The 19,801-nt window shown below is 44.6% G+C and carries 29 protein-coding genes; 28 read left to right on the top strand and 1 reads right to left on the bottom strand.

Features of this window, described 5'->3' with window-relative positions; translation table 11 throughout:
- The first annotated feature begins 89 nt into the window (after positions 1 to 89).
- From O3746_RS02395 to O3746_RS02285, 23 genes are all read left to right on the top strand, one after another.
- Positions 90 to 653 (top strand): hypothetical protein, encoded by a 564-nt coding sequence (locus tag O3746_RS02395; protein ID WP_053085469.1) that lies wholly within the window; start codon positions 90 to 92, stop codon positions 651 to 653.
- A gap of 82 nt (positions 654 to 735) precedes the next feature.
- Complete coding sequence (locus O3746_RS02390; protein WP_371447721.1) at positions 736 to 1,287, top strand: N-acetylmuramoyl-L-alanine amidase; 552 nt, start codon at positions 736 to 738, stop codon at positions 1,285 to 1,287.
- Between the two features lie 2 nt (positions 1,288 to 1,289).
- Positions 1,290 to 1,511 carry a hypothetical protein gene (locus tag O3746_RS02385; RefSeq protein WP_371447720.1) on the top strand — a complete coding sequence of 74 codons (222 nt, stop codon included), beginning with the start codon at positions 1,290 to 1,292 and terminating at the stop codon, positions 1,509 to 1,511.
- Complete coding sequence (locus tag O3746_RS02380; protein ID WP_371447719.1) at positions 1,508 to 1,648, top strand: hypothetical protein; 141 nt, start codon at positions 1,508 to 1,510, stop codon at positions 1,646 to 1,648. Before O3746_RS02385 ends, O3746_RS02380 begins: the two co-directional genes overlap by 4 nt.
- A complete protein-coding gene (locus tag O3746_RS02375) occupies positions 1,645 to 2,016 on the top strand; it encodes a hypothetical protein (protein WP_371447718.1) in 372 nt (123 codons plus the stop codon). Before O3746_RS02380 ends, O3746_RS02375 begins: the two co-directional genes overlap by 4 nt.
- Complete coding sequence (locus tag O3746_RS02370) at positions 1,985 to 2,221, top strand: DUF2644 domain-containing protein (protein WP_204699166.1); 237 nt, start codon at positions 1,985 to 1,987, stop codon at positions 2,219 to 2,221. The genes O3746_RS02375 and O3746_RS02370 overlap by 32 nt, the downstream gene beginning before the upstream one ends.
- Positions 2,214 to 2,465 carry a DUF2681 domain-containing protein gene (locus O3746_RS02365; protein WP_053085468.1) on the top strand — a complete coding sequence of 84 codons (252 nt, stop codon included), beginning with the start codon at positions 2,214 to 2,216 and terminating at the stop codon, positions 2,463 to 2,465. Before O3746_RS02370 ends, O3746_RS02365 begins: the two co-directional genes overlap by 8 nt.
- 120 nt (positions 2,466 to 2,585) lie before the next feature.
- Positions 2,586 to 2,915, top strand: coding sequence for a DUF2730 family protein (locus O3746_RS02360; protein ID WP_048750455.1), 330 nt, complete (start codon positions 2,586 to 2,588; stop codon positions 2,913 to 2,915).
- The gene (locus O3746_RS02355) at positions 2,915 to 3,217 is read left to right on the top strand and encodes a hypothetical protein (protein ID WP_371447746.1); all 303 of its coding nucleotides are present in this window, start codon (positions 2,915 to 2,917) and stop codon (positions 3,215 to 3,217) included. Before O3746_RS02360 ends, O3746_RS02355 begins: the two co-directional genes overlap by 1 nt.
- Positions 3,218 to 3,239: 22 nt before the next feature.
- The gene (locus O3746_RS02350; RefSeq protein ID WP_049370702.1) at positions 3,240 to 3,809 is read left to right on the top strand and encodes a DUF3486 family protein; all 570 of its coding nucleotides are present in this window, start codon (positions 3,240 to 3,242) and stop codon (positions 3,807 to 3,809) included.
- Between the two features lie 61 nt (positions 3,810 to 3,870).
- On the top strand, positions 3,871 to 5,100 hold the full coding sequence (locus tag O3746_RS02345) for a terminase large subunit domain-containing protein (protein WP_371447717.1): 1,230 nt from the start codon (positions 3,871 to 3,873) through the stop codon (positions 5,098 to 5,100).
- 2 nt (positions 5,101 to 5,102) lie between these two features.
- Positions 5,103 to 6,530, top strand: a complete 1,428-nt coding sequence (locus tag O3746_RS02340) for a DUF935 domain-containing protein (protein WP_371447716.1) — start codon at positions 5,103 to 5,105, stop codon at positions 6,528 to 6,530.
- Position 6,531: 1 nt separating this feature from the next.
- Positions 6,532 to 7,788 carry a phage minor head protein gene (locus O3746_RS02335; protein WP_371447715.1) on the top strand — a complete coding sequence of 419 codons (1,257 nt, stop codon included), beginning with the start codon at positions 6,532 to 6,534 and terminating at the stop codon, positions 7,786 to 7,788.
- 125 nt (positions 7,789 to 7,913) lie between these two features.
- The gene (locus O3746_RS02330) at positions 7,914 to 8,378 is read left to right on the top strand and encodes a phage virion morphogenesis protein (RefSeq protein ID WP_371447714.1); all 465 of its coding nucleotides are present in this window, start codon (positions 7,914 to 7,916) and stop codon (positions 8,376 to 8,378) included.
- A 248-nt stretch (positions 8,379 to 8,626) separates the two neighbouring features.
- Entirely contained in the window at positions 8,627 to 9,730 is a 1,104-nt protein-coding gene (locus O3746_RS02325) for a peptidase (protein WP_371447713.1), read from the top strand.
- An 11-nt stretch (positions 9,731 to 9,741) separates the two neighbouring features.
- Positions 9,742 to 10,668, top strand: a complete 927-nt coding sequence (locus tag O3746_RS02320) for a hypothetical protein (protein ID WP_126470430.1) — start codon at positions 9,742 to 9,744, stop codon at positions 10,666 to 10,668.
- 70 nt (positions 10,669 to 10,738) lie between these two features.
- Entirely contained in the window at positions 10,739 to 11,089 is a 351-nt protein-coding gene (locus O3746_RS02315) for a hypothetical protein (protein WP_371447712.1), read from the top strand.
- The gene (locus tag O3746_RS02310; RefSeq protein ID WP_371447711.1) at positions 11,089 to 11,523 is read left to right on the top strand and encodes a gp436 family protein; all 435 of its coding nucleotides are present in this window, start codon (positions 11,089 to 11,091) and stop codon (positions 11,521 to 11,523) included. The genes O3746_RS02315 and O3746_RS02310 overlap by 1 nt, the downstream gene beginning before the upstream one ends.
- Position 11,524: 1 nt before the next feature.
- Positions 11,525 to 12,010, top strand: a complete 486-nt coding sequence (locus O3746_RS02305) for a Gp37 family protein (RefSeq protein WP_371447710.1) — start codon at positions 11,525 to 11,527, stop codon at positions 12,008 to 12,010.
- Between the two features lie 9 nt (positions 12,011 to 12,019).
- The gene (locus O3746_RS02300) at positions 12,020 to 13,402 is read left to right on the top strand and encodes a phage tail sheath family protein (RefSeq protein ID WP_371447709.1); all 1,383 of its coding nucleotides are present in this window, start codon (positions 12,020 to 12,022) and stop codon (positions 13,400 to 13,402) included.
- Between the two features lie 13 nt (positions 13,403 to 13,415).
- Positions 13,416 to 13,934, top strand: a complete 519-nt coding sequence (locus O3746_RS02295) for a phage major tail tube protein (RefSeq protein WP_371447708.1) — start codon at positions 13,416 to 13,418, stop codon at positions 13,932 to 13,934.
- Between the two features lie 100 nt (positions 13,935 to 14,034).
- Entirely contained in the window at positions 14,035 to 14,283 is a 249-nt protein-coding gene (locus O3746_RS02290) for a phage tail assembly protein (protein WP_290915493.1), read from the top strand.
- Positions 14,284 to 14,315: 32 nt separating this feature from the next.
- Positions 14,316 to 14,438 (top strand): GpE family phage tail protein, encoded by a 123-nt coding sequence (locus tag O3746_RS02285; protein ID WP_080970302.1) that lies wholly within the window; start codon positions 14,316 to 14,318, stop codon positions 14,436 to 14,438.
- Between the two features lie 12 nt (positions 14,439 to 14,450).
- Here O3746_RS02285 and O3746_RS02280 read toward each other — a convergent pair whose 3' ends face one another.
- A complete protein-coding gene (locus O3746_RS02280; RefSeq protein ID WP_371447707.1) occupies positions 14,451 to 14,711 on the bottom strand; it encodes a hypothetical protein in 261 nt (86 codons plus the stop codon).
- A gap of 162 nt (positions 14,712 to 14,873) precedes the next feature.
- Here O3746_RS02280 and O3746_RS02275 point away from each other — a divergent pair, with 162 nt between their 5' ends.
- From O3746_RS02275 to O3746_RS02255, 5 genes are read left to right on the top strand one after another with little or no spacing between them, the layout of a single operon-like run.
- On the top strand, positions 14,874 to 17,027 hold the full coding sequence (locus O3746_RS02275) for a phage tail tape measure protein (RefSeq protein WP_371447706.1): 2,154 nt from the start codon (positions 14,874 to 14,876) through the stop codon (positions 17,025 to 17,027).
- On the top strand, positions 17,027 to 17,968 hold the full coding sequence (locus O3746_RS02270; protein WP_371447705.1) for a phage tail protein: 942 nt from the start codon (positions 17,027 to 17,029) through the stop codon (positions 17,966 to 17,968). Before O3746_RS02275 ends, O3746_RS02270 begins: the two co-directional genes overlap by 1 nt.
- On the top strand, positions 17,946 to 18,179 hold the full coding sequence (locus O3746_RS02265; RefSeq protein ID WP_048750473.1) for a tail protein X: 234 nt from the start codon (positions 17,946 to 17,948) through the stop codon (positions 18,177 to 18,179). The genes O3746_RS02270 and O3746_RS02265 overlap by 23 nt, the downstream gene beginning before the upstream one ends.
- The gene (locus O3746_RS02260) at positions 18,172 to 19,242 is read left to right on the top strand and encodes a phage late control D family protein (RefSeq protein WP_371447704.1); all 1,071 of its coding nucleotides are present in this window, start codon (positions 18,172 to 18,174) and stop codon (positions 19,240 to 19,242) included. The genes O3746_RS02265 and O3746_RS02260 overlap by 8 nt, the downstream gene beginning before the upstream one ends.
- Positions 19,243 to 19,791 (top strand): phage baseplate assembly protein V, encoded by a 549-nt coding sequence (locus tag O3746_RS02255; protein ID WP_371447703.1) that lies wholly within the window; start codon positions 19,243 to 19,245, stop codon positions 19,789 to 19,791. It begins immediately after the preceding gene.
- Positions 19,792 to 19,801 lie beyond the last annotated feature (10 nt).

Raw genomic sequence — 19,801 nt, 5'->3', positions numbered from 1 at the left:
AAATGACAAAAAACGTCCGAAAGGGCGTTTTTTTGTGGGCAGAATTTTTATATCATGAGATTTCAATTTAGCAATCTAAGGATTAATTTATGATTGACGAAGATATATTAAACATAGCAAGAAAAGCATGGAAAAAAAAAGACTACAATGCCGCACGGGATTTCTACCAACAAGTAGCGTATGGTTACAACTACTTTACTGAGCCGGAAAAGGAAGCATTCACAAAAGAAGTGTCGATTTTTGCCGGTGAAGACCCTATGTATCAGGAGATTTTAAAGTTAGTTATAAGTCAAATTATGTTAGAAAAGGAGCCTTTATTACAAAGTAAACTCACTAATATAGTTAAACAGGATCACGGCGAAAGAGGCGCGGAATTGTTACGTTATGTACTTTATTATGCGGATTATCGTGGAGAGGTTATAAGGAAGAAAGCTGGACGTAGCTATATTTTAGAACTTCCCAAAACGCTTTCTTTTACAGAAAACACATCAAAATCTGAACCAATTGAGGATTCAGAGAAACCATTGTCAATTATTCAAGCTCTAAAAACTGGTATTAATAAAGCTAAAAACGAACCCACTAAGCCTAGTGATATAATTGGGCTTATCATATTTCTAGCAATTATCTGGGCCGTATATAAGATTTTTTCGTAACGATTATCTTTAAATCAATTTAAAATCAATAAAAAAACATCCGTTTTAAACTCCTTTGTAGTCTTACAAAAGGAGTTTTTTTATGTCTTTATCCTTACCTATCACAAAAATTGTGATCCATTGCTCCGCTACTCGTAACGGCAAGCAACTCAGAACAGTTAATCAAACTGCCGCCCAGCGTATTAATGACTGGCACTCTCAACGCGGATTTAAACGCGACCCAATTTTAGCCAAAAAATTCAACCCGCACCTGCCTAATATTGGCTATCACTTTGTAATTGACACCGACGGCACGGTTGAAACAGGCCGAATGGTTGGCGAAATTGGCGCGCACGTGAAAGGTCATAATCAACACTCGCTAGGCATTTGTCTTGTTGGCGGTATTACCACAACTGGCAAAAACCATGGTGAATATACCGAAGAACAATGGCTCGCCTTGCACAAATTATTGCAAAAACTAGAGAGCGAACACCCCAGCGCACGCATTTGTGGACATCGTGATTTGAGTCCAGACGTTAATGGTGACGGCACAATCACCCCGAATGAGTGGATTAAAGACTGCCCATGTTTTGATGTTTGGACGTGGTTGGATAGTGAGCAAGTGATTAACGTTGACCATTTATTTCGGGGGTAAATATGGGGCTTGCAATGTTTTTATTCGGCGTGTTCGTCTTTTTAGCCGTTATTTTACTAATTATAGACCAAGAGTTTGCTGCACTTTTGTGCGCTGGCGGAGCGGTATGTTGTTTTGTCGTTATCATCACAATGATCAACATTCAGGACACCTGCCAGAGTTACGGCAAATTTAATGTGGGCGGTAATTTCTATCAATGCCAAAAAATTCAGGAGGGGAAATGAGCGCGCCAACCTATTCAGCAAAGGCTAAAAAATCATTTTCACGCGGCTGGAAATCAAGCAATAACGCGCAACGCAACCGAGTTGTAAATAAAGGTATGACCGCCGCCACCGTTTTTTATGCTCGTTGGAGACCATGATGGAGCGAGAAGTACGTGGCATCACACTGTTTTCAGTGTTATGGGAGATCATGATTTTTGGTGGCTTTATATCTGCCAATGAGCTTGCAATAAAGAACCTTGTTCAAGCCTATGAGTGGTTGTTTTACTTTTTTACAGCGATTTCGTTGTTGGCGCTTTTATGTGGTACTTCTTCTCTATACCAATATACAAGAGCCAAGTTTTATTGGGAAATGGTAACCAGCACTCTGCTGGGCTTAATGTTGGCCTATTACGGTTATTTTTTCTGCGCGAGTGTACTGACATTATGGGGGTATGTTTCAGCGCAACAAGATTATTTCAATAAGGAAACAGAAAATGGGAATGAAAGAACTGATCACCAACAATGATGGACGATTATCAACGACTGCGTTCATCCAGTTTTTTGGCGCGCTATTAATGGCCGGCGTGCTGGTCTATACCGTATGGTTGGATCGTAGTTATGTGGGCGAATTGTTTACGACATTTGCTATTTTTTGCGGCGGTGGCGCGGCAACGAAAGGCTTCGCCAATGCAATGCAAAGCCGCAATGGGCAAGGAGGTAACGGTGATTAATCTTTACATTGTAGGGGCGGCTTTCGCCGTTTTGGCTGGTGTGTTTATCCATGGTCGCGTGCAAGCGGCCAAAATTCGCAAGCAACAAGAAGAGATCGAATTCGTAAAACGTGAAGCGGCCGCAGTCGCACAGGAGTTAGAAAATGCAAACACTGCAAAAAACATTACTGAAACTAACCGCACTTTGTCTAGCAAGTCTGTTGATGAGCAGCTGCAGTCAAAAGGTTATTTCCGTGAAGACTAGCGGATGTTCAGCATTCGGTCTTATTTATCCAAGCCGTAAAGATACAGAAGAAACCAAACGGCAGGTGCTTAATCATAACTTGACTTATGAAAAGATCTGCCAAAAGAAGGAACCTAAATAATGCTAGAAACACTGGAGTTTATCCAACGTCATTGGGCAATCGTTGTGGCGATTGGCGGGGCTGTGTGGACTTATTTTTGGTTGACCATGGACAGCAAATACGCGCGCAAAACCGATGTGTCAGACTTGCGCAAGGCGATTGAAAACAACGAAAAAAGCCTATCGGAAGTGAAAGGCGAATTAAGACATCTGCCAACTTCAAAAGAAGTGGCCGATTTGCGTTTATTAATGACGGAAATGAAAGGCAAAACCGACGTATTAAATACCAACATTGGCAGCCTTAACCATCAAGTGAAGTTGTTAATTGAAAAAGAGGTAAATAAAGAATGATGCGCCAAGATATTTTCACCAAAGATCAAAGATTGGTTATTCTGCGCTCGCTTGAAGAGTGTGGTTATGATGCCAATGAAAGCATTTTAAATGATTGCTTAGATATGTATGGCCACGATATTAGCCGAGACTTAGTGCGAAACCACCTGTTATGGCTTGAAGAGCAAGGCTTAATTACGCTGGCTCGTTTAAACAATAACGGCAAAGATTTCTTCGTGGCTACTATTACGCAGCGTGGGCTGGATGTGGCACAAGGTCGCGCTTTTGTGGACGGCGTAAAAAAGCCAAGTCCAAAGATTTAAACCCAATTTAAAGGAGGTTTAAATGACCGATAAAAATACACGCGGCCGTGCAAGCAAAGTGGACTTGCTTCCACCTAATATCAAAACCCAACTGGCAATGATGTTGCGGGACAAACACCTTTCACAAGCGCAAATCCTTGAAGAAATCAACGACCTGATCCGTGATTGCGGGTTAGATGACAGCTATCAATTAAGCCGCACAGGCCTCAACCGTTACGCCAGCCGCATGGAACAAATGGCGAGCAAAATTCGCAATGCGCGTGAAGTCGCCGAAATTTGGACGAAACAATTCGGTGAAGCACCGCAGAGTGATATTGGCAAGCTATTGATGGAAATTGTTAAGAACCTGGCGTTTGAAACGTCCATCGGTATGAGTGAAAACGGCCAGGCAGAACCAAAAGACCTTGCGTTATTATCGTCCGCCATTCAACGCTTAGAACAGGCTGAAAGTTTAAGTTTTAAACGTGAGCAAGCAATACGCCAGGAAACTATTAAGCGTGCTGCAGAAGCCGTAGAAGAAGTTGGGAAAGAACAAGGCGTGAGTCTTGAAGATGTGCAAAAAATGGTAAAAGCAGTTTATGGCATCGAATAAAACCGTTCTCTATAACTATCAGAAAAACTGGCTAAATGATAAAAGCCGGTTCAAGGTGGCTATGTTTGCTCGTCAGACGGGTAAAACATTTACGACCACATTTGAAATTGTGATGGATTGTTTAGCGGCAGAAGCCAAGGGTGAACGCACGCGCTGGGTGATCTTATCTCGCGGGGAACGGCAGGCAAAAGAAGCAATGAACGAGGGGGTAAAACGCCACCTTGAAGCATTAGGCATGGTTTGTGAAGTATTAGAAGTGCCGTTTAATTCAACAATCAACGCACTCGAAGTTGTTTTCCCAGGCGGCTCAAAAATCACCGCACTTCCAGCCAACCCCGATACAGCACGTGGTTTCTCAGCGAATGTATTCCTAGATGAGTTTGCTTTCCATGCGGATAGCCGCGAGATTTGGAAAGCCTTATTCCCGGTAATCTCTGCCGGTTGGAAATTGCGCGTGGTATCAACACCAAACGGCAAGGGGAATAAGTTTTACGAATTAATGACCGATGTCAATAACACCGAATGGTCTCGCCACACAGTTGATATTTACCAGGCGGTCGCAGACGGATTACCGCGTGATGTTGAACAGCTTCGCCGTGGTTTAAATGATGAAGACGCTTGGGCGCAAGAATTTGAACTCAAATGGCTAGATGAAGCCAGCGCGTGGCTATCATACGACTTAATTGACGGTGTAGAACATCCGGACGCGGGCAAACCTGAACTCTATCAAGGCGGTGCTTGTTTTGTGGGAATGGATATCGCGGTGCGCAATGACTTGACGGTGATTTGGGTGGTTGAATTGGTAGGCGATGTGTATTGGACGCGAGAGATTGTGACATTAAAACGCGTGCAATTACGCCAACAACAAGAAGAATTAAACCGCATCATGCGCCAGTATCACGTGGTAGGCGGTAATCTCGACCAAACAGGCATGGGTGAAAAAATGGTCGAGGACGCGCAATATGAACACGGCAAGCGAATTCAAGGTGTCCTTTTTAACGTTTCCACAAAACTAAAAATGGCCACTATCGGTAAAACGGCATTTGAAGACCGCAAAATTCGCATCCCGCAAGGTGACGCAGATTTGCGAGAAGATTTACACAAGCTCAAAAAAATAACCGGCAGCAACGGCCAACCACGGTTTACCGCAGAAAGCGACAGCAACGGTCACGCCGACCGAACCTGGGCGTGCTTTTTAGCTTTAACCGCCGCAACGGAGGCAGTTATGCAACCGGTCAAGGCGTACAGCCGTAAACAACGAACAAGTCGTAAAATGACCCAAGGATATTAATTATGACAACAAAAAAACAAGATTTAATCGGCGTCATCGCTACCCGCGCGAAGGCTATCGACTTTTGGTCGTTTATGCACTACCTCCCAAACCCTGATCCTGTATTGAAGAAAATGGGGCGCGACATTTCAGTCTATCGCGAAATTTTGTCAGATAGTCATGTGGGCGGTTGTGTTCGCCGCCGTAAAGCTGCAATTAAAGGTTTAGAGTGGCGCATTACCCCAACCGGGAATGAAAAAACAGATGAAATCCTGGCCGCGCTTTTTGACCGTTTACCTGTAAATCAAATCATCAATCAAATTTTAGACGCCACCCTGTTTGGTTACCAGGCGCTTGAGGTAATGTGGACGAGCGAGAACGGGTTATTACTCCCGTCTGAAATAGTCGGAAAGCCACAAGAGTGGTTTGTATTTGATGAAGATAACCGTTTAATGCTGCGCACAAAAGAGAACCGCAATGGTGACATTGTGCCGGAAAAGAAATTTTTACTCGCAACCCAACAGGCCGACTATATGAACCCATACGGTCGCGCAGACCTGGCGATGTGTTTTTGGGCGGCGACCTTTAAGAAAGGCGGGTTCAAGTTTTGGTTAGAGTTTGCTGAAAAATACGGCTCGCCGTGGTTGGTTGGTAAATACCCACGAAACGCTAACGCTCATGAAATTGATGAGTTGTTAGATAGCATGGAAAAAATGCTCGGCACGGCCGTGGCAGCTATCCCGGACGACAGCTCTATTGATATGCTTGAAAGCGGAAGCAAAGGCGGTTCATCACAAGTGTTTGATGATTTCTTGCGCTACTGCAAATCAGAAATCGCCATCGCGTTATTGGGGCAAAACCAAACCACAGAAGCTGAAGCAAATCGTGCAAGCGCGACAGCTGGCTTAGAAGTGACCCGCGATATTCGCGATGATGATGCCAGCATGGTTGAAAGTGTATTTAACCAATTATTAGCCTGGATTTGTGAGTTAAATTTCCACGTGGACACGCTGCCGACATTTGAGCTTTACGAACAGGAAAGCATTGATAAATTACAAGCCGAGCGCGACGGATTATTGGCGGTATTAGGCGTTCAATTCACCGAGCAATACATCATGCGAACCTATGGGTTTGAAGAAGGCGACATTGTAGTTGCAGCACCTGAAAAAAGTGCGGCCAAAAATACGGCTGATTTCGCCGAGGCGATTCCTAAGTCTATTGTGGAAACCATTGGGGAGCAGCTAGAAGTCGAAGGTGAACCATTTGTAGAAGAATGGCTGCAAGCTATCCAGGATAAGCTATCTCAAGCAGAAAGTCTGGAAGATTTTCGCAACCAGTTAGACAGCTTAATCCCTGAATTGAGTTTTGCAGAATACGGCAAAGTAATGGCGTGGGCATCAACAGCAGCACACTTTGCCGGTCGTCAGTCCGTTGAAGATGAGCGTAAATAAAATGAGTAAATTCACTTTTGAAGAGCAGGTCAAATATTTTGAGAAAAAACTCAATTTGCCTACTAATAGCTATTTAGACGTGCTAGGTGAAGAACATGACTACTTTTTTATGGTGGCCGGCGCAAACCGTAATGAAGTGCTGACGGCATTTCGCGAAGCGGTAGATGATGCCATTGCAAATGGTGAAACCTTAGAGGGATTTCGCAAGCGTTTTGATGAAATCGTGGCAAATACCGGCTGGCAATATAACGGCGGGCGAAACTGGCGCACACGGATTATTTACGACACCAACGTTTATGGCGCATATAACCGGGGGCGCTTGGCGCAGCATTTGGATTTGGTTGATGTATTGCCTTATTGGGAATATCACCACCATGATAATGAACACCCGCGCGAGGAACATATCGCGTTAGACGGCACAATTCTACCCGCCACAGATCCGTTTTGGCGCTACTATTACCCAATTAAAGCGTACGGCTGCCACTGCACGGTATCAGCTCACGATGCCGATGATTTAGCCGAAATGGGACGAAAAGTGAGTCCATCACCTGAAATTGAGTGGGAAGAAAAACTGGTAGGCGTTCGCTCCGGCAATCCGCGAACAGTACGCGTGCCGAAAGGTTATGACGTGGGATTTGCACCTTATAACTTTGAGCGCCTAACGCAATCTCGCGATGTTGATGTGGACAAGTTGTTATTACAAAAAATGACAAATGCCGAGCCGCATTTGGCGAGCCTGTTAATTGATGATGTATTGAAAAACCCGAAAGCCATGGTGCTATTAAACGGCGCGATGAAAGAAATGGTCGACACAGTCAGTCAGCAAAAAATCGCACGTGGCAATATGAAGTATGTGGGAGCGATTCCTGAACCGGTATTAACTAAGCTGGATAATTTAGAAAAAGCTCCGCAGAGCGCGGTAATCGCTGTGCGTGATGAAGATGTGCTGCATGCATTACGCGATACCAAGCAAGCAAAAGGCATTAGCTTGCCGGTGGAGTTTTGGGAACAATTACCGGAAAAACTGCGCCACCCGAAAGCGATCTTATTGGACGACCAACAAAAACAACCGACCCTGTTATTCGTTTATGAAACCGAACAAGGCAAAGTGGCGGTTAAAATGGACTATGAAATTAAGCTAAAAGACGCGTTGAGCGGGAAGAAGCTACCGCATAAATTGAACATGGTCAGAACAGCAAGTCGTTTAGAAGATTTAAGCTCGTTAGGACGTTTCGAAGTGTTATATGGGGAGTTGTGATTATTGCGGTGGTTTGCCTGATTCGAACAGGATAATGCGGGCTTATGCCAGGCAACCTTTCCAGTAGGAAACCCCCACCGCAAATTCACTATACGCCCAGGCATTATTTTTATCAAGAGAAAATTATGTTAAAGATTACCATTAACGATAATCAAGCTATTCAGAAATTGACAAGCATTGCAAATCAATTAGAAAAGCCACGTCAGCTGTATGGCTTGCTGGGTGAAACATTGAAAAAAATTCATGATGCCCGATTTAAAGCTGAGATTGATCCAAAAGGTAATCGCTGGCAAGCGTTATCGCCACACACGAAAGCGTTAAAAATGAAACGCGGGAAAAGCACAAAGATTTTACGTCAAGATGGTTACCTATCAGACAGAACCGCGTATAATTACGATAATGACCATGTTGAGTTTGGTAGTGATGCAAAATATGCTCGCCTACATCAATTCGGTGGAAACGCCGGACGTGGTCGTAAAGTTAAAATTCCCGCGCGCCCATGGTTGGGTATCAATGAAAGTGATGGTCAAAAACTTCTAAAAAAATCTACCGCACTTTTACAACGACAAATTGACAAAAATTTAAAGTAAAAGCAAAAAATCAAAATAACGACACAAATTCGCGCCACAGAGCTTTTATTTGAAATTAATGCAATTTATCGACCGAAAAAATTTAAATCGATTTGAAGCGATTTGAACGCCATTTAAAGCGTTTTAAATTTAAAGATAAAGTGCATTTTAATCCCGCGTCAAAAATCCCTCTTTTATTCTTTCAACCACTTTAAAATTCAAGTCCGCATTTTTTCTCTATGCTAGCGGTATTCAAACGAGGATACCCTATGCAATTAATTGAGATTTTCAAAGCGGGCAAACGCACCGACGCAAATGGTTTAGAAGTGGAAATTACCACAGAAGATTTGCAGCAAGCGGTCAATGCCTACAACGTAAACTTTCATGAGTCCCCGGCGGTAATTGGCCATCCTAAACACAACGCACCCGCGTATGGTTGGGTAAAACGCCTTGAATTAGACGGCGATGTATTAAAAGCCGAATTCGACCAGGTAGACCCTGAATTTGCCGAAATGGTAGATAAAGGGCGATTCAAAAAAGTCTCATCATCATTTTATTTAGCAGACAGCCCAAACAACCCTTGCCCAGGCAACCTGTATTTGCGCCATGTTGGATTTTTAGGTGCTATGCCGCCAGCGGTAAAAGGCCTACGCAACCCGGAATTTGCTGAAGACGAGCAAGGCGTGGTTGATTTTTCTGATTGGGCAGAAGCCAGCCTTTGGCGTCGCTTGCGCGATTGGTTTATTGGCACGCACGGCCAGGAAGAAGCTGATAAAGCCATCCCGGACTATCTCGTGTCAAGCGTGCAAGAAGAGTACATCCGAAACGAATATAAACGTATCAACCAAACGGAAGTCGGCTCGCCTATTACTAGTTTTAACGAACCCACTTTAGAACAACCTTCAGAACCACAAGGAGAACCTGAAATGACCCCTGAAGAAATTGAACAGCTCAAGGCAGAAAACCAACAGTTGAAAGCCGAAAAAGCTGAAGCAGCACTCAACCAAGCCAAAGCCGACAATGCCGACTTTGCCGAAGGTTTAGTAAAAGCGGGCAAATTAGCCCCGGTGGCAAAACAACAGGCCATTGATTTATTAAATCTCGGTTCAACAAGCGCAGCTGGCGGCGTGGTTGAATTTGGTGAAGGTGAAAGCCTACACGGAAAAATCAAGGCGTTTTTAGAAGCGCAGCCCGCTATCGTTGAATTTAACGAAGTGGCTACCAAAGAAAATGCCACAACCGCAGAAGACGGCACGGTGGAATACGCCGAAGGCACAAGCGCTGAGTCCATTGATATGGACAAAAAAGTCCGCGCTTATATGAAAGAACACAATGTGGGCTACACAACCGCATTTAACGCAATCACTCAATAAGGAGCAAATGCATGACTGATTTATCAAAACAACGCGTGGTTGACCCGGTATTAACCGAACTTGCGCAAGGTTATTACAACGGCAACATGATTTCCGAAGTGTTGTTCCCTATCGCAGAAGCTAAAAAAGAAGGTGGCAAAATCCCTACATTCGGTCGCTTAGCGTTCCGTTTACAAACCACAAAACGTGAGCTTCGTGCAGCATCAAATCGCTTAACGCCGGAAGACATTGGCTCATTGACCGTTGTTTTAGAAGAAAACGACATAGAATACCCAATCGACATTCGCGAAGTGAATGAAACCGAAGATGTTTATCCATTACGCCAATTTGCGACAGGTGTGACACAAGATGTCATCGTGCTTGGTCGTGAAAAAGCTTGTGCGGACTTAGCTTTAAACGAAGCTAATTACGAAACCACAAACAAAGTGACCTTAAGCGGCACGTCTCAATTTACCGACCCTAATTCAGACCCTATTGGTGTGATTAAAACCGGTATTCGTGCAATTAAACGTTCGACCGGTCGTAAACCGAACGTGTGCGCAATTTCTGGTGATGTATGGGAAGTATTAAGCGAACACCCGAAAGTGTTGGAAAAAATCAAATACGTGGCGACTGCCGTATTAACGCCGGAAGACTTTGCAAAATTAATCAAAGTAGATCGTGTTGTGGTTGGTGAAGCCGTGTACGAAGAAAGCGGTGAGTTGAAAGATATTTGGTCGAAAGCCATTGTGTTGGCTTATGTTGCGCCGCCATCAAAAGAGCAAAAACAAAACATCTACGAACCATCATTTGGTTATACCGTACGCCGCAAAAAAGGCTTATATGTAGATACTTACCCAGAAGTGGGTGGCAAAGTTGAAATCGTTCGCACGACCGATATCAATAAACCATACATCGTGGGTAAATCTGCGGGTTACTTAATCAAAGGTTGTATTTAACCCCCAATTTGAACCGCATTTAAACGCGATTTAAGTGCGGTTTAATTTCAACTTATTTTAAGGGTGAATTATGTCAGATAAACAAAAAACGGCATTTTTAGTCGCCGCGGCGATGGCAATTTTACACAACGGCAAGCGATATGAGCAAAATGATGTTATTGAGCTTACCGAAGATGAAGCCGACAAGCTCGCGATTTACATTAAGCCGGCCGAAACTAACAGCGAGCAACGCGAGCAAGCTGAACAAACCGCAAGTGATGAATTAACTGCTGCTGAACAGGTTGAAAGCGATGCGGAAGAAGCGGCGGCTGAAACGTCTGCAGAAGAAGCGGCTGCTGAAACGTCTGTGGAAGAGCCAGGCGAAGAAGCTGGCGAAGAAGCTGGCGAAAATCCAAAATCAAGCAAAGGTAAAAATAAGTAATGTATATCACGGCACAAGATTTAGAAGATGTAATGAGTGAAAGTACGCTAATCGCTCTATCTAATGATACATCACGCGCGACTACCGCAAATCAGATGACATTGGATAAGGCTTGCGAATACGCCACGGAAACCGTGGACGGCTATTTGCGCTCGCGTTACGTCTTGCCATTAAATCAAGTGCCGACCTTGGTGCGCAATATTTGTTTGCAAATCGCACGTCATTGGTTGTATTCCCGCCGCCCTGACGGCAAAGGATTTCCGGACAATGTCCGCGAAACCCATGCACAAGCCTTGAAAGACCTGGAGCGGATTCAAAACGGCAAACTGCATCTCGGTCTAACGGAAATCGGGAGTGCGGCTGATGACAACTACCCAACTGCGCTGAAATTCAACACACGCGCGCCACAGAAGCTCGATTTGACAGGATATTAATATGAGTGCAACGCTTCCTATTTTAGAAAGCATACAACAACGGATAGCCCATAAAACGGACAAGTTCAGCATTGAGTTATTTCCTGACGATTTGGATCACTACAATCTCACAGACGAATTCGGTGCTGTTTTGGTGCAATACGCTGGGTCGAAGTTTGAAAGCATCGACAGCGTGGATGTTATCCAGCAACGCCGAGTGGTGATGGTTGCGCTTACTGTGATTGCTCGAAGTCAGCATGACGACCACGGGGCAATCGAAATGTTAGACCAACTCCGCTTGGCAATAGTTGGGTTTAAACCAACTAACTGCACAGCGTGTAGTTTAGTGAGTGAAGAGTTTGGCGGCGAGTCAGACGGCCTTTGGCAGTATCAGCTTTTAGTGCAGACCGAAACATGGCAAGTAGAGCTTTGCGAACCAAGCAATTTACCTAAATTTACCACCGCACGCTATCGCCGTGCGGATAAACCTAATCCCAAACAACCATAGGAGAAAATTATGGCATTCCATCACGGGACGAAAACAATTCGCGTAGCAGGTGGTTCTGTTGCAGTGGAAACTGTCGACGGTGCAATTATTGGTATCGTTGGTACAGCACCTATCGGCGCGGTGAATGAATTGACAGTGTGTCAAACAACCAAAGATTTTTCAAAATTTGGCGTAATCTTGGGCAAGGGCTTTACGCTTCCTGACGCCTTTGATGTTTTATCGCGCTATTCAGCGGGTAAAGTGTATGTGGTCAATGTTTTAGACCCGGCAAAACACAAAACAAGCGTTACCGATGAAGCATTAACGCAAGATGCAAACACCTTGCGCGCTAAAACAGCACACCCTGGCCTTTTAAATTTAACCTTAAGCACTGATCGCCCATTGACACTCGGTCAAGACTATGCGGTAGATTTGCAAACAGGTGAGATTACATTTAAAGCAAAACACGAAACATTAAAAGCGACCTATGAATACGCCGACCCAACAAAAGTAACGGAAGACGACATCAAAGGTGGCATTGATTCTGCAACCGGTAAACGCAAAGGGTTTGAGTTATTGCGCGATGGTTTTAACCTATACGGTGCTGACGCGAAGATTTTAATCTGCCCTGAGTTTGATAAAACAGCAAGCTGTGCGGCTGCTTTAATAACGCTTGCAGAACAGTTGAAAGCGGTGGCTTATGTGCAATTACCAAAAGGCACAAGTTATTCTGATGCAATCAAAGGCCGTGGCCCATTGGGAACAATCAACGCGTCTGCAAGCACAGAGCGTGCGCGCCACTTCTTCCCTTATGCTATCGGCTCAAGCAATACGTTAGAAAGCCTTGCGGTGCATGCGGCTGGCTTGCGAATGAAAACCGATACCGAAAACGGGTACTGGTTCTCGACATCAAACCGCCCATTACAAGGGGTGATTGGCATGGAAATCCCATTGACTGCGCGCGTTGATGATGAACAATCAGAGACCAACCAGTTAAATGCGGTGGGCATTACAACCATTTTCAACAGCTTCGGTACAGGTTTCAGATTATGGGGTAACCGCTCATCAAATTATCCGACCGTAACGCATATCATCAACTTTGAAACCGCGCTTCGCACCGGTGACTTAATTGATGAAAGCATCCGCCGCACAGAGTTGCAATTCATTGACCGTCCAATCGACGATGCATTAATTGACAGCTTGCTTGAAACGGTAGATACCTATTTGCGTGCGCTTCCGAGTATTGTGGGCTACAGCGTAAGTCTTGATTATGACACTGATTTAGTTGATGAATTCAGCAAAGGTCACGTGCCGTTAGTTTATGACTACACCCCTAAACTTCCAGCGGAATTGATTTCTAACAAGTCCGTCATGACCCGTAAATACTTAGTGAATTTAGTTTCACAACGCTAAGGAGTAAAAACCGATGAGTATTTCTATTAATCAAATCGTCAACGGCAACGTGTACATTAACGGTAACAGTCAAATGGGGCGTGCGAATGAAGTGAAAATCCCGGACATTGAGTTTGAAAAGGTTGCTCACAAAGGCTTAGGGCTGCATGGTGAAATTAAACTTCCGGCCGGCACGAACGCTATCGAAGCAGAAATCACCTGGGATAGCTTTTACCCGGAAGTGCGCGCGTTGTTGTTGAACCCTTATAAAAATTCACAGCTAATGATCCGCTCAAACCTACAGGTGTTTGATTCACGCGGGTTAGCTGCTGAAGAGCCGATGGTGACCATTATGAATGTGTCAGCCAGCAAAATTGGTGGTACGGCGCAGAAAAATAAAGAGAATTCAGAGTTTGGTGATACGGTAGATGTTTATTCAATCAAACAGACCGTGGCCGGCAAAGAGATCTTATTTATTGATGTGCTTGCAAATATCTACCGTGTAAACGGCCAAGATGTGTTGCAAAAATACCGCACTAATATCGGTCAATAAAGGGGTGAAAACCTTTAAATCTATTTAAAATCATTCAACCGGTCAAAGTTGTATTCTCCTTTGTGAAGTTAAACAAATCGACTCACAAAGGAGTTTTTTTATGTCTGAAACCATTCTTAAATTAGAGTTCCCATTCCATGACGGGCAAGGAAATACCATCACCGAGTTAAAAATTCGCCGTCCTAAAGTACGTGATATCCGCAAAATGACAGGTAAAACCGAAACCGAAATGGCGGTGAGTTTGCTTGCAATCGTCACAGGTTTAGTGCCTGAAGATATTGACGAGCTTGATATTGCCGACTTCCAAGCCGCATCAAAAATTGTTGAGAAAATGCAAAAGGGAAAGTAGTCGCGGAAAGCCTTAATGCAGCCCTGGCAGACTTGGCCTTTTGGTTTGGATTCCAGCCAAGCGAGCTGGAAGAGATGACGCTTGATGAAGTGGAACGTTGGATTATTCAAGCGGAGCGGCAGATAAAAGCAAGGTACACAAAAGCCGCTATTTAAGCGGCTTTTTGTTTAGTGTTTAAGTAGGGTTTGAAGCGTGGTGAATAAGCCAAAAAGCGAGATGATAATAACTCTACACGAAAATATCACCAGGACGCCGACCAATATCCACGGTAGTGCAAATAAAAAAGCAGATACGCAAACGGAAATCCATGAGAGCGAGTTACTTTCTGAATAAAAAACTAAAAAATGATAAAGGCTGCCGAGATAACTTAAAACAAGTGCAAGCAATAAAACAGCCTGTGTGTTTTCCACCCATTTTTCTCTTGTCATTTCTTCCTCCTTATTAATTAAACGGGACTATAAAACATGTCAAACAATCTAGCAATAGGATTAGTCATTACCGCCGGCGTGACAGGTGCGGTTAAGGGCATCCGTTCTGTTTGCAATAGTTTTAAAATATTGCAAGACCAAAGCCTTAGCACGTCTAAAAAGATGGGAGCGCTGGCAAAAACAGGTGTGGCTGGGTTTGCTGCGCTAGCTTCATCCGTTACAGCCACTATGGGGACTATTCGAGGGTTGGCAGACCCCGCAATTAAGTTTGAAAGCGCGATGGCCGATGTTAAAAAGGTCGTAAATTTTGATACGCCGGCTCAATTTAAAGAGATGGGCGATGATATTCTTAAACTAACCCGCACAATCCCTATGGCTGGGGAAGAAATTGCCGCTATCGTTGCAGCTGGCGGTCAATCCGGCGTGGCGCGCGAAAATCTACTCGGATACGCTAAGGACGCAGCCACAATGGGCGTGGCGTTTGATATGGCGGCTGGGGATGCGGGTGAGGCAATGGCAACCATGGCTAACGTGTTGGGCAAGCCAATAACAGAGATGGCGCAATTTGGGGATGTGATTAACCACCTATCCGATAATGCCAACTCGAAAGCGAAAGATATTGTAAATGTCATTACGCGTGCCGGCTCTGATACACGAATGCTTGGGCTTTCCGAAAAACAATCAGCCGCGCTAGGATCTACCTTTCTTTCAATGGGGAAAGCACCTGAGCTTGCTGCGCAATCAGTAAAAGGTATGTCTGCAGCGTTTTTACAACTTAAAGCTGGCGAGCATGCAAAAGAGTTAAGACAGCTAGGGTTTACGACAAAAAGCTTCGCCGCTGCGATGAATAAAGATGCGCAAGGGGCGATTTCTTCTTTCATCAAAAAGGTGAAACAGATGCCTGATGACAAGCAATATCCGCTTCTTGCCAAGATATTCGGTAAACAATATGCCGATGATGTGTTGTTGCTCGCGCAAAACACCGGGGAATATAACCGCCAGTTAGGGTTATTGCAAGAAACCGATGAGCAAGGGAATTTAAAATATATCGGCTCTATGCAGCGCGAGTTTGAGAATCGGAGTAATACAGCAGAAAACAAGCTCACCAAGTTAAAAAGCAGCATTTCAGAATTGGCGACAAAAATTGGGTCTGCATTTTTGCCAGTGATTTCTTCATTTGTTGAAAACATCACGCCGGTCATTTATAGCATCACAAAATGGGTGGAAACTAACCCGCAAATTATGGACTGGGTCTTGACGATTGGTGGCGGTGTTGCGGCTGTGGTGGGCGGTTTATTAACGCTTCACTCAGCGTTTTCTTTTGTGGCGGCTGGATTATTGCCGTTTATTAAAGCGGGAAAATTCCTTGGCGTCATTCTAGGGAAATTTTTATTTTCAGCAATCAGCAAACTGTCACTTGGGCTTGGTTATTTAATAGGCTATGTGATAAAGGGCGCGATGATGTTTGGAAAAGCGATCTTAATTATGAGTCGTGCTTTGCTTACCAACCCAATCGGATTAATCGTTACGGGGATTGCGGTTGCGGCGTATTTAATTTATGAAAATTGGGCGAAAGTTGGGCCATGGTTCTCTGAATTATGGAGCAATGTTTCTGGGGTGTTTTCTAACGCCTGGAACGGTATCACAAATTTCTGCTCAACTGCCTGGACAAATATCAGCAATTTCTTCACATCCGGCATCGGAAATATCACATCGACCATTCTAAGCTGGTCACCTTTGGCTTTATTTCAGCAAGTCTTTTCTTCTGTGCTTTCCTGGTTCGGAATTGATGTGCCGGCTAAGTTTATGGATTTTGGCCGAAATATGATAGACGGATTAGTGAACGGTATTAAAAACGCCTGGGAAGAAGCGAAAAAGATTGTTTCCGATTTAGGCGACGGCATTAAGGGGTGGTTTGCTGATAAGCTGGGTATTCATTCGCCAAGCCGAGTGTTTAAAGGCTATGGTGTGAATGTTGTAGAGGGGTTGGCGATTGGGATGGATAAATCAACATCCATCGCAGAAGCGGCGTCAGATAACCTTGCGGGGGATGTGGGGTTAAATGGTGTGACCCATAACACTGGCGTTCTTGCAAATTATCAGCCGCTCAATCGTGCTGACATCATGCCACAAGCCGCTGGGGCTGCCAATAGTGTGGTGGTGAATTTTAACCCGACAATCAACGTCAATGGCGGCTCAAATGGTGACGGAAACGGCGTTTTAAACCAGGTTCAACAAGGCTTAAAGATGAGTTTAAGCGAGTTTGAAATAATGTTGAAGCGCGTGTTAGACCAACAACAACGGAGAGCATATTAATGTATTTTATGTTAGGAAGTGTGTCATTTGAGCCTGTTGATTTAACTGATTTTAACGAAACCCATGCTGCAGATTTCGCTGAGCATGCAGTCTTAAAAGGAAAACCACGCTTGCAAGCTATGGGCGAGAAGCTCACCGAGCTTAATTTCGCAATTCGTTTGCATCATACGCTTGGCGGAGTTGAGCGTCGTTATCAAGAATTGTTGGGGGCAAAATCAAAACAAGACGCGCTGCCATTGATTATTGGTCGCGGGAAGTATAAGGGCAATTTTGTGATCACCGATATATCATCGGTCACCTTGTTTACAGATAAGCTCGGGAACGCCCTATGCCGCGAGATGAATATTAGCTTGCGGGAATTTGTAGGCGATATTGAAGAGAACCCTTTAGGTGCAGCATTAAATATTGGTGGAAACTCTTTGCTCGGATCTATTTTGCCAGCGGGTGCGGTAAAGGCGTTATCCCAGGTAAAAGAAACCGTGCAAAAAGGTGCGGAGTTATTTAACCAAGGCCGACAAATTATTGACAGCGTTAGAGATACCGTGGCCGTTGTTCGCCAACTATCTGATGACCCGGCTGCCGCGTTGGCATATTTGCCTGGTATTTTAAAAAATCTTGACGGGGCGATTGGTAATTTTGGTGAGCTTACCGGGATGAGAGATTTGCTGGAAGGCATGCATAAAGTGCTGCCGGCGGCGAGCGATTTAGCCAGGGAAAGTGCGGGTATTTATGAAGATTTAATGTCTATGAAAGATAGTCTAACGCTAGGAAAACAATCCGGTGGAGCTGATTGGAATAACTGGTTTAAGCCCGCCGATAGCGCGCTGGACAATATTAATGAGCGGATTGATAACGCAGCTGCACCTGTGGCAGAAATGACAGCCTGGGTCGTTTTACGCAAAGATGAGGACGTAATTGATGACACAACAGACCGTACTTAAACATACCGTAAAACAAGGCGAGCGTTGGGACAACCTTGCCTATTACTATTATGGCAACGCATTGGACTTTGAACGCATTATTAATGCCAACCCGCACATAGGATTGTGCGAAGTGCTGCCAACAGGGGCAACGGTTTATATTCCGGTGCTAAATATTAAGCCTACAAATAATGAATCAATGCCGCCGTGGTTAAGAGGTAATAATGAATAGTAACGTGCCAACCCCTGACTTTTCCATTTTATACGAAAAGACCAATATTACCGCTGACATTGAACCCCACTTAATTGAGCTAGCGTACACCGATAATCTTGAGGGCGAGTCAGACGAGCTGACGCTAACGTTTGAGGATATTAGCGGAAAATGGGTGCGGCAGTGGTATCCAACGCAAGGGGATAAATTAAAGGCGGCTATTGGTTACAAAGGGGCGCTGCTGGCCGATATTGGGGCGTTTGAAATTGACGAGGTGGAATATAACTACCGACCTTCATATATTCAAATCAAGGCGTTGAGTACAGGTATTGGAAAGGCAAATCGCACGTTAAAGCCTAAAGCCTATGAAAACACAACACTCAAGCAAATAGTGGGCATTATTGCAGAAAAATTAAAGTTAAAAGTAGTCGGGACAATTAAGCCTATTCCGGTTAAGCGCGTGACGCAATATCAAGAGCGTGATGTTGAGTTTTTGGCAAGATTGGCAAGAGAATATCATCACAGCTTTAAGATAGTGGGTGATCAGCTTGTGTTCACGGATAAAGACGAGCTAGGCAAAGAAGAAGCCGTGGCGGCGCTTGAAGAGCGAGATACGATATCGATTACCTTGCGAGATAGAATCAAGGATACGGCCAAGGAAGTTGATGTGAGTGGATATGATGCTGCCGGGAAAAAGGTCATCAAGAAGCGTAAAAAAGCAAAGCCGTTGCGCGAAAAGATGAAGCAAGCCCAGGCGGCAAGCGGGGATACATTGAAGATTGTTACCCGTGGGGAAACCCAGGAGCAAATTGATGCACGAGCTGATGCGGCGTTGGCAGAGCAAAATGACGACCAAACGGCGGGAAATATCATGCTGGTCGGCAATCCTAAGCTCGTGGCTGGCAGCACAATATTACTGCGCAACCTTGGCATTTTTAGTGGGAAATATTTAATAAAATCATCCCGGCATAGTATTGTCCGGGGTGGCGGCTATACCACAAGTATTGATGTGCGAATGCTAGAGTTTATCCCGGATGATTTGCTTAGCACAGGCGCACTAACGGAAAATCAAGCGAGGGAATAAATGAAAACGCATGACTTTGGGGCAACTTATCAAGAAGGCATTATTTCAGCAGTTGATGCCGCGAACCATAAAGTGCGGTGCAAAATTCCCGCCCTTGAAGATTTAGAAACAGCCTGGCTGTCTTATTTAACACCTAATGCTGGCGGAAATCAGTTTTATTGTCTGCCTGATGAGGGCGAATTGGTGGCAGTGTTACTTGATGCGCGCGGGGAAGGTGGCTGTGTGCTTGGAGCAATTTACAATGAGAAAGACACCACGCCGGCGAATGATAACAACATGTGGGTGAAAAAGTTCACAAACGGGACAGTGATTTCGCACAATCGTAAAAGTGGCGAGATTAATATCAACACAAGCGGCAGCGTTACCGTGACCGCTGGCGGAGGTGTAAAAATCAATGCTGATACGTCAATTAGCGGGAAACTAACAGTGTCAGGAAAAATTACGTCCAGCACAGAAGTATCTGCTCCAAAAGTTAAACAAGGCTCTATTGAGCTTGGTACTCACAAACACCCAGGCGACTCCGGCGGTAAAACAGGCCTTCCGGAATAGCCCACTTCTT

The organism is Haemophilus sp. 27098_8_127 (genome assembly GCF_041433495.1).
In the GTDB taxonomy this organism is placed as follows: Bacteria; Pseudomonadota; Gammaproteobacteria; order Enterobacterales; family Pasteurellaceae; genus Haemophilus_D.
This window is presented reverse-complemented; position numbering and strand designations above follow the sequence as displayed.

Coding starts and splice junctions, on each gene's coding strand:
- O3746_RS02395 (WP_053085469.1), top strand. CDS start 90: ATGATTGACGAAGATATATTAAACATAGCAAGAAAAGCATGGAAAAAA.
- O3746_RS02390 (WP_371447721.1), top strand. CDS start 736: ATGTCTTTATCCTTACCTATCACAAAAATTGTGATCCATTGCTCCGCT.
- O3746_RS02385 (WP_371447720.1), top strand. CDS start 1,290: ATGGGGCTTGCAATGTTTTTATTCGGCGTGTTCGTCTTTTTAGCCGTT.
- O3746_RS02380 (WP_371447719.1), top strand. CDS start 1,508: ATGAGCGCGCCAACCTATTCAGCAAAGGCTAAAAAATCATTTTCACGC.
- O3746_RS02375 (WP_371447718.1), top strand. CDS start 1,645: ATGATGGAGCGAGAAGTACGTGGCATCACACTGTTTTCAGTGTTATGG.
- O3746_RS02370 (WP_204699166.1), top strand. CDS start 1,985: ATGGGAATGAAAGAACTGATCACCAACAATGATGGACGATTATCAACG.
- O3746_RS02360 (WP_048750455.1), top strand. CDS start 2,586: ATGCTAGAAACACTGGAGTTTATCCAACGTCATTGGGCAATCGTTGTG.
- O3746_RS02355 (WP_371447746.1), top strand. CDS start 2,915: ATGCGCCAAGATATTTTCACCAAAGATCAAAGATTGGTTATTCTGCGC.
- O3746_RS02350 (WP_049370702.1), top strand. CDS start 3,240: ATGACCGATAAAAATACACGCGGCCGTGCAAGCAAAGTGGACTTGCTT.
- O3746_RS02345 (WP_371447717.1), top strand. CDS start 3,871: ATGTTTGCTCGTCAGACGGGTAAAACATTTACGACCACATTTGAAATT.
- O3746_RS02340 (WP_371447716.1), top strand. CDS start 5,103: ATGACAACAAAAAAACAAGATTTAATCGGCGTCATCGCTACCCGCGCG.
- O3746_RS02335 (WP_371447715.1), top strand. CDS start 6,532: ATGAGTAAATTCACTTTTGAAGAGCAGGTCAAATATTTTGAGAAAAAA.
- O3746_RS02330 (WP_371447714.1), top strand. CDS start 7,914: ATGTTAAAGATTACCATTAACGATAATCAAGCTATTCAGAAATTGACA.
- O3746_RS02325 (WP_371447713.1), top strand. CDS start 8,627: ATGCAATTAATTGAGATTTTCAAAGCGGGCAAACGCACCGACGCAAAT.
- O3746_RS02320 (WP_126470430.1), top strand. CDS start 9,742: ATGACTGATTTATCAAAACAACGCGTGGTTGACCCGGTATTAACCGAA.
- O3746_RS02315 (WP_371447712.1), top strand. CDS start 10,739: ATGTCAGATAAACAAAAAACGGCATTTTTAGTCGCCGCGGCGATGGCA.
- O3746_RS02310 (WP_371447711.1), top strand. CDS start 11,089: ATGTATATCACGGCACAAGATTTAGAAGATGTAATGAGTGAAAGTACG.
- O3746_RS02305 (WP_371447710.1), top strand. CDS start 11,525: ATGAGTGCAACGCTTCCTATTTTAGAAAGCATACAACAACGGATAGCC.
- O3746_RS02300 (WP_371447709.1), top strand. CDS start 12,020: ATGGCATTCCATCACGGGACGAAAACAATTCGCGTAGCAGGTGGTTCT.
- O3746_RS02295 (WP_371447708.1), top strand. CDS start 13,416: ATGAGTATTTCTATTAATCAAATCGTCAACGGCAACGTGTACATTAAC.
- O3746_RS02290 (WP_290915493.1), top strand. CDS start 14,035: ATGTCTGAAACCATTCTTAAATTAGAGTTCCCATTCCATGACGGGCAA.
- O3746_RS02280 (WP_371447707.1), bottom strand. CDS start 14,711: ATGACAAGAGAAAAATGGGTGGAAAACACACAGGCTGTTTTATTGCTT.
- O3746_RS02275 (WP_371447706.1), top strand. CDS start 14,874: ATGGGAGCGCTGGCAAAAACAGGTGTGGCTGGGTTTGCTGCGCTAGCT.
- O3746_RS02270 (WP_371447705.1), top strand. CDS start 17,027: ATGTATTTTATGTTAGGAAGTGTGTCATTTGAGCCTGTTGATTTAACT.
- O3746_RS02265 (WP_048750473.1), top strand. CDS start 17,946: ATGACACAACAGACCGTACTTAAACATACCGTAAAACAAGGCGAGCGT.
- O3746_RS02260 (WP_371447704.1), top strand. CDS start 18,172: ATGAATAGTAACGTGCCAACCCCTGACTTTTCCATTTTATACGAAAAG.
- O3746_RS02255 (WP_371447703.1), top strand. CDS start 19,243: ATGAAAACGCATGACTTTGGGGCAACTTATCAAGAAGGCATTATTTCA.